The sequence below is a fragment of the Leisingera sp. ANG-M6 genome (assembly GCF_000813905.1).
Taxonomy (GTDB): Bacteria; Pseudomonadota; Alphaproteobacteria; order Rhodobacterales; family Rhodobacteraceae; genus Leisingera.
In genome coordinates this window covers 141,060-150,287 of sequence record NZ_JWLG01000022.1, presented here as the reverse complement: position 1 = coordinate 150,287, position 9,228 = coordinate 141,060, and the positions used below count along the sequence as shown (strand labels likewise).

The 9,228-nt window shown below is 65.4% G+C and carries 10 protein-coding genes; 5 read left to right on the top strand and 5 right to left on the bottom strand.

Going from position 1 to position 9,228, the window contains the following annotated elements:
- Window positions 1–532, bottom strand: a 532-nt coding sequence (locus RA24_RS19425) for a 2-hydroxychromene-2-carboxylate isomerase (protein WP_039193662.1), incomplete at its 3' end; no start/stop codon positions are given.
- Between the two features lie 189 nt (window positions 533–721).
- Between RA24_RS19425 and soxC the strand changes: the two genes are divergently transcribed.
- Window positions 722–2,005, top strand: a complete 1,284-nt coding sequence (gene soxC / locus RA24_RS19420; protein WP_039193658.1) for a sulfite dehydrogenase — start codon at window positions 722–724, stop codon at window positions 2,003–2,005.
- Window positions 1,992–2,510: a c-type cytochrome gene (locus RA24_RS19415; RefSeq protein WP_039193656.1), complete on the top strand. Its 519-nt coding sequence runs from the start codon at window positions 1,992–1,994 to the stop codon at window positions 2,508–2,510. Before soxC ends, RA24_RS19415 begins: the two co-directional genes overlap by 14 nt.
- 13 nt (window positions 2,511–2,523) lie before the next feature.
- Here RA24_RS19415 and RA24_RS19410 read toward each other — a convergent pair whose 3' ends face one another.
- Both RA24_RS19410 and RA24_RS19405 read right to left on the bottom strand, forming a co-directional pair.
- Complete coding sequence (locus RA24_RS19410; protein WP_039193694.1) at window positions 2,524–3,282, bottom strand: nuclear transport factor 2 family protein; 759 nt, start codon at window positions 3,280–3,282, stop codon at window positions 2,524–2,526.
- Window positions 3,283–3,350: 68 nt separating this feature from the next.
- Window positions 3,351–4,145 carry an alpha/beta fold hydrolase gene (locus tag RA24_RS19405; protein WP_039193653.1) on the bottom strand — a complete coding sequence of 265 codons (795 nt, stop codon included), beginning with the start codon at window positions 4,143–4,145 and terminating at the stop codon, window positions 3,351–3,353.
- Between the two features lie 172 nt (window positions 4,146–4,317).
- Here RA24_RS19405 and RA24_RS19400 point away from each other — a divergent pair, with 172 nt between their 5' ends.
- Entirely contained in the window at window positions 4,318–5,340 is a 1,023-nt protein-coding gene (locus RA24_RS19400; RefSeq protein WP_039150457.1) for a ribose-phosphate pyrophosphokinase, read from the top strand.
- 53 nt (window positions 5,341–5,393) lie between these two features.
- On the opposite strand, the gene RA24_RS19395 is transcribed toward RA24_RS19400, so the two are convergent.
- Window positions 5,394–6,587 (bottom strand): MFS transporter, encoded by a 1,194-nt coding sequence (locus RA24_RS19395; RefSeq protein ID WP_039193650.1) that lies wholly within the window; start codon window positions 6,585–6,587, stop codon window positions 5,394–5,396.
- A gap of 69 nt (window positions 6,588–6,656) precedes the next feature.
- Here RA24_RS19395 and RA24_RS19390 point away from each other — a divergent pair, with 69 nt between their 5' ends.
- The gene (locus RA24_RS19390) at window positions 6,657–7,058 is read left to right on the top strand and encodes a helix-turn-helix domain-containing protein (RefSeq protein ID WP_019298637.1); all 402 of its coding nucleotides are present in this window, start codon (window positions 6,657–6,659) and stop codon (window positions 7,056–7,058) included.
- Here the strand turns inward: RA24_RS19390 and RA24_RS19385 are convergent.
- Window positions 7,055–7,405 (bottom strand): H-type lectin domain-containing protein, encoded by a 351-nt coding sequence (locus RA24_RS19385; RefSeq protein WP_039150465.1) that lies wholly within the window; start codon window positions 7,403–7,405, stop codon window positions 7,055–7,057. The two genes, RA24_RS19390 and RA24_RS19385, sit on opposite strands and share 4 nt — an antisense overlap.
- A gap of 324 nt (window positions 7,406–7,729) precedes the next feature.
- Between RA24_RS19385 and nhaC the strand changes: the two genes are divergently transcribed.
- Window positions 7,730–9,202 (top strand): Na+/H+ antiporter NhaC, encoded by a 1,473-nt coding sequence (nhaC, locus tag RA24_RS19380; protein ID WP_039193647.1) that lies wholly within the window; start codon window positions 7,730–7,732, stop codon window positions 9,200–9,202.
- Window positions 9,203–9,228: the final 26 nt, after the last annotated feature.

Sequence of the window (9,228 nt, the reverse complement as noted above, 5' to 3'; positions counted from 1 at the left end):
CCCCCGCCACAACGAAGCTGGGGGCGCCAAAGATGCCCAGCGCCATCGCCTCCTCCGTTGCATCCGCCAGCATCTTGACGGTCTTGTCCGACACCGCCTCAGCCAGCACCCTGCCCGGGTCCTGGCCCGCGGCCTGGAGGCTAGCGGAGAGGTTCGGGTCCTCGCCCGCGGGCTGGCCGGCTTCGAACCAGCAGCGGTAGGCGGCCTGGGTATAGGCCTCGCCCCAGCCCTCTGCCGCGCCCAGCGCCGCCACCTGGTTGGCCAGCACCAGTTCCGGCAACGGGTACGGCGCAGGCAGCCGCACGTGGAGGCCGTAGCGCCCGGCGCGGCGTTCGATGTCGCGCCACATATAGGCGGTCTTTTCCGGCTTATCCTTGAACGGGATATTGTTCTGCACCGTCATCACATGGCGCACGTTGAAGGGGCGCCAGCGGACCGGAATGCCCGCCTGCGCCGCCGCATCGCCGATGCGCATCACGGTGAGGTAGCTGTAGGTGCTGCCGATCGAATACCAGAAATCCAGTCCGGGCATGGGAGCCTCCTGTCAGTCAGTGCTGCGGTAGAGATTAGCAGCGGGGCGCGGTTTATCCACTCTCCCCCTGCCGCCGCCCCTGCTGCCGCGGGCTGTTTTATGGTAGAGTAACGAAAGCAGCGGGTGGCAAGACCCGCGTCCTGGGGCCCTGAGCGAGCAGCATTTGCCAGCAAGGGAGGGGACATTCAAATGACACGATCCACCATTGACGGCGCGGCGCTGGACTATGCCGCGGGCGGCGGGCTGCTGAGCCGCCGGACGCTGCTGGCCTCAGCCGCTGCGGGGACGGCCGCGGGGCTGCTGCAGCCGCGCGTGGCGCGGGCAGAGGCGGAAATCCCGGAATGGACCAAGACCGCAGGCGCAAGGGCGCGCGGTTATGGCGCGCCGGCGGCGGCAGAATCTGCAGTGCAGCGCGCCATCATCGAACCCTGGCAGGACGTGGCGCCGGCCTTCAGCCTGTCGGGCACACCGCATCACAAGCTTCGCGGCACCATCACCCCCAGCGGGCTGCATTACGAGGTGCATCACGGCGGCCGGCCCGACATCGACCCGGCCCGCCACCATCTGATGATCCATGGGCTGGTGGAGAACCCGCTGCAGTTCACCCTGGACGCGCTGGAGCGTTATCCGATGGTGACGGCGACGCACTTCCTGGAATGCGCCGGCAACAGCCTGTTCAACGCCATCATGCCGGAGCCGATGCAGGCGGGCTGCGACATGCTGCATGGGCTGGTGTCGAACACCGAATGGGCCGGCATCCCGATGCGCATTCTGATGGAGGAAGCCGGCGTCAAGCCAGAGGGCAAATGGGTGGTTGCCGCGGGCGCTGACGGGCCGAGCCTGGCGCGCTCGATCCCGATGGAGAAGGTGATGAGCGACGGGATGCTAGCGCTCTACCAGAACGGCGAGCGGATCCGGCCCGAGCAGGGCTATCCGATGCGGCTGCTGCTGCCCGGGTTCGAGGGCAATATGAACATCAAGTGGCTGACGAGCCTGTGGGTGACGGAGGAGCCAGTGCATACCAAGGATGAATCGGGCGAATATACCGAGATCCTGGCCGATGGCTCCTCGCTGCAGTTCACCTTTGCGATGGGGGTGAAGTCGTTCATCACCCATCCGTCCTCCACCATGACGATGAGCGGGCCGGGATTTTACGAGATTTCCGGGCTGGCCTGGACCGGCGCGGGCAAGGTCGCCAAGGTCGAGGTGTCAGCCGATGGCGGCACCAGCTGGGCGGAGGCGGCGCTGGCTGGGCCGGTGCTGCCGCAGGCGCTGACCCGCTTCAGCCTGCCCTGGCACTGGGACGGATCGCCCCTGGTGCTGATGAGCCGCGCCACCGACGAGACCGGCGCGGTGCAGCCTGCGCGCGCTGACTGGAAGGCGCGCTATCACGCCTCGAATTTCCTGCATTACAACGCCATCCAGCCCTGGCAGGTCACGGCAGAAGGAGCGGTTCAGAATGTCTATCTTTAAACTCGCCACCACCGCCCTGCTGCTGACCGCCGCTGCCGCCCGCGCCGAAGGGCCGGGGCTGGGGCAGCCGCTGGAGGCCGCGGATATCCCGTTTTATGCCATCTATGTGAAACCCGATGGCACCGGCCTGCCCGAAGGCAGCGGCACTGCAGCGCAAGGCGCGGAGATCTATGCCGCGAAATGCACCACCTGCCACGGCGCAACCGGCAGCGAAGGCCCGGTGATGCCACCGGTTGGCCCCAATGATGTCTGGGCCAAGCCCGCAGGCAGCTACTGGCCCTATGCCACCACGCTGTTTGATTACATCCGCCGGGCGATGCCGCTGGAGGCGCCGAAGTCGCTGAGCGATGACGAGGCCTATGCGCTGGCGGCCTATATCCTGGAACGCAACGGGGTGATTGATGCGGACACCGCGATGACGGCAGAGACCCTGCCCGCGGTGAAGATGCCGAACCACGGCAATTTCCTGGACGTCTGGGCCAAGCAGGGAGTGCAGCCCTGGTGAGGCCGGGCCGACCTTAGAACTTGCCGTTGTCGTTCTTCCACTCGCTGCGCGGGGGGATCGCCTCGATCGTGTCCCAGTGCTCGGCGATCCGACCGTCCTCGATGCGGTAGAGATCGTAGAAGCTGGTGTGGATGCCGCCCCGCTGCCCCTCGCAGGCGCAGAGGACGAAATTGCCCTCTGCCAGCACCCGGTGGAGGTACTCGTACTGGATTGCGAGCGTGCTGTTTTCTGTGGCTGACAGCGCTTCGCGCAGGGCGGGCAGGCCGTCGGTCAGATCCGGGTTGTGCTGGATGAGGTCCGCGTGGACATAGTCCGGCAGCTGGTCCAGCTGCCGCCGGATCAGCACCTGCTCGGTATAGCTGCGGGCCAGGGTGCGGTTCTTTTCGGTCTTGTCCAGGTCCGTGATCTCCGTGGCGCCGTCCTGCATCCCGCGTCCGGAGGGGTTGGGGCCGCGCAAAGGCTGGATGTTATCCCAATGCTCCACCGCCTGCCCGTCCTCGAAGCGGAACACTTCGAACGCCGCGCGCAGGGAGGAGAAATCGTATTCGATATGGGCAAAAGCGAAATCGCCATCCTCGAACACCCGTTTGAAGGTGACGCGGGGCGAGGTCTTGGCGAGGCGGGCAAACAGCTCCGCCAGCCCCTCGCTGCCCTCGTGGGTCTGCGGGTTGTGCTGGATGTATTTCGCCTCGTTCACGACGGCGGCAGAGGCCGGGTCGCCGGTCTCCAAGCCTTTGAGGAGGGTTTTCAGCAGGTCTTTCTTCGATGCCATCTGTGCCGTCTCCTCCATAAGGGGCCATGGTCCCTATCCTGCCCCGTCCATCGCAGTGGTGCAAAGGGTCAGTGCAGGTGCCAGAAGCTGCGCAGCAGCGCGGCGGTCTGTGCCGGGTGGGTGAGTGGCAGCATGTGGCCCGCGCCCGGCACCGCGGTGTGCGCGGCGCCGAGGCGGCGGCAGAGGCTGCGGGCAATGGCGGGGATGACCGGCGGGCTGTCCGCGCCGGTCAGGATCTGCACCGGCATTGTCACGGGATCCAGCGCGCCGGGGGCCAGGGTGCCGTTTGCGTCCTCGTGCAGCACCGCGCGGCTGGCCATCACCACAGGCATCGCGCGCAGCATTGCGGTGCGGGCGGGGGCTGGCAGGTCGGGCCATTTCACCTCTCCGGTCCCCCACATGCGGTTGAACAGACGGGTGGTGAGTTCCCGGTCTCCCGCTTCCCAGGCGGCTTCGGCCGGCTGGCTGGCCTTTTCCAAAGTGGCAAAGGCGGCGGGATCCTCGGCCTGCGCGGCGGCAAACAGCACCGGTTCGATCAGGGTCAGGCTGCGCACCAGATCCGGGCGGGCCATCGCCATCCGCAATGCCACCGTGGCGCCGAAGGAGTGGCCCACGAGGTCAAGCGGTTCGGTCAGCAGGGCTAGCCCGGCCTCCATGTTCAGAAGCTGGTAGTTGCCCTGCCCGTCCCAGTCCGGGCTGCGGCCATGGCTGAGCATGTCGAAACCGGTAAGGGTGATCTCTTCTGCCAGCAGCTCTGCCACGCCGCGCCAGGCGCCGGAATGGGCCAGCGAGCAATGCACCGCCAGAACAGACCGAGGCCCCTGGCCGAAGCTGCGATGGAACACCTGCGGGGCGCTGTTCATGCAGCCGGCCCTTCACGATGCGGGTTTTGACGAGGGGTTGTAGGGCTGCGCCTGCGTGCCACCAAAAGCTGTTTCTCCCGCTTAGAACTTTGCGCGAGGGTAAGTGCATGATAAGCGGGGTTCAATATCACGAATCTGACACATTGCCATTGCTGCCTGGGGATCACAGCCAATGCCGACCTTGAACGAACCCAAGCTGATTGCTGGGAACGCCAACCTTCCTCTTGCCCAAGCCATTACCCGCCGCATGAGCCTGCACCGCGGTGTCGACCAGGGGCTGGTGGACGCCCGCGTCGAGCGGTTCAACGACGGCGAGATCTTCGTCGAAGTTTATGAGAACGTCCGCGGCGAGGACATGTTCATCATTCAGCCGACCTCGAACCCGGCCAATGACAACCTGATGGAGCTCTTGATCATCGCCGACGCGCTGCGCCGCTCCTCAGCCCAGCGCATCACCGCGGTGATCCCCTACTTCGGCTATGCCCGCCAGGACCGCCGCACCAAGGCGCGCACGCCGATCTCGGCCAAGCTGGTCGCCAACATGCTGACCGGTGCCGGCATCGAGCGGGTGCTGACCATGGACCTGCACGCCGCCCAGATCCAGGGCTTCTTTGATATTCCGGTGGACAACCTTTATGCCTCGCCGATCTTTGCGCTGGACGTGAAAGATCAGTTCAAGGACCGGATGGACGAGCTGATGGTGGTGTCGCCGGATGTGGGCGGCGTGGCCCGCGCCCGCGAGCTGGCCAAGCGCATCAGCGCGCCGCTGTCGATCGTCGACAAGCGCCGCGAGAAGGCCGGTGAAGTGGCGGAGATGACCGTGATCGGCGACGTGAAGGACAAGATCTGCCTAATCGTCGATGACATGTGCGATACTGCCGGCACCTTGTGCAAGGCGGCGCAAGTGCTGCTGGACAACGGCGCCAAGGAAGTGCACGCCTATATCACCCACGGCGTGATGAGCGGCCCGGCGGTGGAGCGGGTCAGCAACTCGGTTATGAAATCGCTGGTGCTGACCGACACGATCCAGCCGACCGAGGCGGTAAAGAACGCGCCCAACATCCGCATCGTGCCGACCGCGCCGCTGTTCACTCAGGCGATCCTGAACATCTGGCACGGCACCTCCGTGTCCTCGCTGTTCGAGGACAAGACGCTGGTGCCGATCTACGAGAGCCTCTATTCCAACGGCGGCTGAGGCGGCTGTTAAATCGAATTGGAAAGCCCCGCGGTTGCGGGGCTTTTTGCTTTTCAGGCTCTCGCACGGTGGCGGCCGGCTAAGACGGTCGCGGCGGCGGCTGTTGCCGCCACCAGCGCCAGCAGGGCTGCGGCAGCACCGAAAGCGCCGACATATCCCCACTGTGTGATGGCCGGCGTGCTGGCAAAGGGCGATAGGAACTGGCCGCAGAACACCGAAGCCGTGAGGATTGCGCCTGCCGTGCCGCGCCGTCCCGAGGGGGCAATCGCCAGCGTAATGGCAACAAAACCGGGGGAGACCGTGGCGTAACCGATGCCGACAACCATGGCGCCTGCCAGGGACAGCGCCGCGCTTCCTTGCTGGGCCAGAGCCGCAAAGCCCAGCGCCAGCGCGCCGTAGCCGAGCGCAAAGATTGCAGCATGCGGCAAACGGGCTTTGAGCCGGCCGTAGAACAGCGCGGCGATACCGCCGCAAAGCGACAGGAGGCCCAGCCCGGCCCCGGTCATCAGCGCGCTATCGAGGCCCTGGGCGGCAAAGAAGAACGGCAGCTGGGTTGGCATCATGAAAAAGAGGCCATTGGTCAGCATCTGCAGGGCAGAGACGGCAATGACCAGAAGCGGCCAGGCCGGGTGACCCGGTGCCTCTGCCTGCCCTGCCCCGCCGGTGCTGCGCCGGGATTCCGGGGCGTGGCGCCAGACGGTGTAAAGGCACAAGACGGCCAGCCCGTAGATCAGGAACGGCAGCCGCGGTGACAGGGTGGCGGCCAGCCCTGCGGTGCCGATGAAAACCAGCCCGCCGAAGTTGCGGGCCGAAATCTGCAGGCCGGTCAGGGCCTGGCGGCTGGCACCGGTGAAATAGTCGCCGATCAGCGCGGTCTGCGCGGTCATGATCAGCCCGACGGCAATGCCAAGGCCAAAGCGGCTGATGAGCATCAGGTGCAGGTCCGGCAGGTAATACCCCGCGGTGCCGCACAGGAGGAACAGCCAGATCCCCGCCAGCAGCACGGGCCGCCGCCCCTTGCGGTCGGTGAGCCAGCCCGCCAGCGGCGCGGTCAGCATCACCCCGAGCGAGGGCACGGTGACCAGAGGGCGCACCAGGAAGCCTGCATCGGGCTCCTCTGCAAATTCCTGCTCCAGCCCTGCCAGCGCCGGGCTGATGGTGGCATTGGCCATCACCGTAAGGCTGGCGGCCATCAGCAGCGCAATGGCCTGGGGATGCCGCCAGAGGCTTTTATTGTTGCTCGTCATCAGGGATTTTCCTTGTTCAATCCGTGCAAGGCTGGCAGCCTGCAAATTAAAGTCAACTTGAGGTCAAGGATGAAACTTCTGGATATCGGCGAGGTCGCGGAACGCTCTGGCGTGGCGCCCTCTGCCCTGCGGTATTACGAGGAGATCGGGCTGATCACCTCCGCGGGGCGCAAGGGACTCAGGCGGCAGTTCGGACCGGAGGTCCTGTTGCAACTGTCGCTGATTACCTTGGGCAAGGCGGCAGGGTTTTCGCTGCAGGAGATTGCAGGCATGTTCGGCAAGGACGGCCAGCCCGATCTGCCGCGGGACCAGCTGCACGCCCGCGCCGATGCGCTGGAGGCGCAGATCCGCGAGCTGACGGTGCTGAAGGACGCGCTGCGCCATGTGGCAGACTGCCCGGCGCCAAGCCATCTGGAGTGCCCGAAATTTCGAAAGCTGCTGCGGGCCGGGTCCATCACGGCGGAGGTTTAGTCGACGTCCCAGTCATCAGCGTGGGGCAGTTCGCCGATCGCCAGCCAGGCGGCGCGCAGGCGGGCGGCGCGGCTGTCGGCCCAGGTGCGGAAGACGATATCAAAGCCCTGGCAAGTGATGTTTTCCGCCACCAGTTCCGCGCGGATCGCGGCGGAGGTGTCCATATCCCAGAGCGACACAGACACATGCACTGCGGGCGGGCTGGCAAAGGCAGCGGTGAACTCCACCGCCCGGCGCCGCACCCGCGGGCCGGTGCCGGTCCACATCTCGCCGCCATCCTCGAAATCCGAGAACACGGTGACATCGCCCTGTTCGACGCCGGTGCGGGGATTGCGCAGTCGTTTCATTCCGGTTCCCAAGCCGTTAGCCCGTTTCTCAGAGTAAGTCATACAGCGGTATAATCCAGAAACCAGCCGAAAAGCCGCGCTGCCTATGGCCTTTCTTGCAGTGCTGAGGCCAGGGCTGCCCCCCTTCCTGGCACCTTGGCCCGGCGTGCCATGAGGGGAATTTTCCCTCATGGCGCCCGAAAATCCCCGAAAGAGGCCATTCTTCCCGAATGTCGCAATATCTGTGGATTCCGGCGCGCTGGCATCGAGTCCCCGGCGGCGTTCTCTGGTGTGTATCCGCATCCGCCAAAGTCAGGCGTTTTGACCAAAGGGAGGAGAAACCCCGTGTCACCATCTGATCCGAATATTGCCAAACCCGGTCTCGGACTGGCGCTGCTGCCGATCCTGCTGACCTTGCTGGTACTGGGCATCCAGCTGTTCTACTTCGGGGATTTCACCCCGCATATCCCGCTGGCGATCGGCATCGCCATCACCGCGCTGGTCGGCCTGAAGCTGGGCCACAAGTGGGACAATATCGAAGAGGGCGTGTTCCACGTCATCAACATCTCGCTGCCGTCGGTGTCGATCCTGATCACCGTTGGCATGATTGTCGGCATCTGGATTGCAAGCGGCACCGTGCCGACGCTGATCTATTACGGACTGAAAATCCTGTCGCCGGAGCTGTTCCTGGCTGCGGGCATGGTGCTGTGCTCCATCGTGTCGGTATCGCTGGGCACCTCATGGGGCACCGTCGGCACCGTCGGCCTGGCGCTGATGGGGATCGGCGCGGGCTTTGGCATTCCGATGTACTGGACCGCGGGCGCGGTGGTTTCCGGCGCGTTCTTCGGCGACAAGATCTCGCCGCTGTCGGACACCACAAACCTGGCCCCGGCCGTGACCGGCACCAATCTGTTCGATCACATCCGCAACATGCTGCCGACCACCGTGCCGTCGATGCTGATTGCGCTGGCGATCTATCTGGTTGTCGGGTTCACCCTGATCGACACCTCGCAAGTGTCGTTTGAGCGGATCGACGCGATCACCGCAGCGCTGGACAATGCGTTCTGGATCTCGCCGCTGATGCTGCTGCCCGCACTGCTGGTCATTGTGCTGGCGGTGAAGAAACAGCCGCCGATCCCGTCGCTGTTTGCCGGTGCGGTCGTGGGCGGCATCATGGCGATGGCGTGCCAGGGCGCGGGTCTGCATGAGACCTTCACATTCGCCAACAGCGGGTATTCCATCGACACCGGCGTGGCCGAGATCGACCCGCTGCTGAACCGCGGCGGCATCCAGTCGATGATGTGGACGATCTCGCTGGTGCTGCTGGCGCTGGGGTTCGGCGGCGCGCTGGAGCGGACCGGCTGCCTGCAGGCGATCATCGAGGTGATCATTGCCCGGGTGAAGAGCTTTGCCGGCATCCAGACCTCGGCCATTCTGACCTCGGTTGCGACCAACACCGTGGCAGGCGATCCGTACCTGTCGATTGCCCTGCCGGGCCGGATGTATGCGCCGGTTTACCGCGGCATGAAGTATTCCCCGCTGAACCTGTCGCGTGCCATCGAGGAAGGCGGTACCCTGGTTTCACCGCTGATCCCCTGGAACGCGGGCGGCGCCTTTGTGATCTCGGCGCTGGCGCTGGGGATTGCGGACGGCAACTTCGAGAACCTGCTGTACATCCCGCTGGCCTTTGCCTGCTGGCTGTCGCCGCTCATCGGCATCTTCTATGCGATGACCGGGCTGTTCTCGCCCAAAGCAAGCGACGACGAGGTCGCGGCCTGGGAGGACAGCGGCGAGCCGGTGCAGGAACTGACCGCCTGATCCCCCCTGCGCGCCGGAGCCTCCCC

Coding starts and splice junctions, on each gene's coding strand:
- RA24_RS19390 (WP_019298637.1), top strand. CDS start 6,657: ATGAAACTTCTGGATATCGGCGAGGTCGCGGAACGCTCTGGCGTGGCG.
- soxC (WP_039193658.1), top strand. CDS start 722: ATGACACGATCCACCATTGACGGCGCGGCGCTGGACTATGCCGCGGGC.
- RA24_RS19405 (WP_039193653.1), bottom strand. CDS start 4,145: ATGAACAGCGCCCCGCAGGTGTTCCATCGCAGCTTCGGCCAGGGGCCT.
- RA24_RS19385 (WP_039150465.1), bottom strand. CDS start 7,405: ATGAAACGACTGCGCAATCCCCGCACCGGCGTCGAACAGGGCGATGTC.
- RA24_RS19415 (WP_039193656.1), top strand. CDS start 1,992: ATGTCTATCTTTAAACTCGCCACCACCGCCCTGCTGCTGACCGCCGCT.
- RA24_RS19410 (WP_039193694.1), bottom strand. CDS start 3,282: ATGGCATCGAAGAAAGACCTGCTGAAAACCCTCCTCAAAGGCTTGGAG.
- RA24_RS19400 (WP_039150457.1), top strand. CDS start 4,318: ATGCCGACCTTGAACGAACCCAAGCTGATTGCTGGGAACGCCAACCTT.
- RA24_RS19395 (WP_039193650.1), bottom strand. CDS start 6,587: ATGACGAGCAACAATAAAAGCCTCTGGCGGCATCCCCAGGCCATTGCG.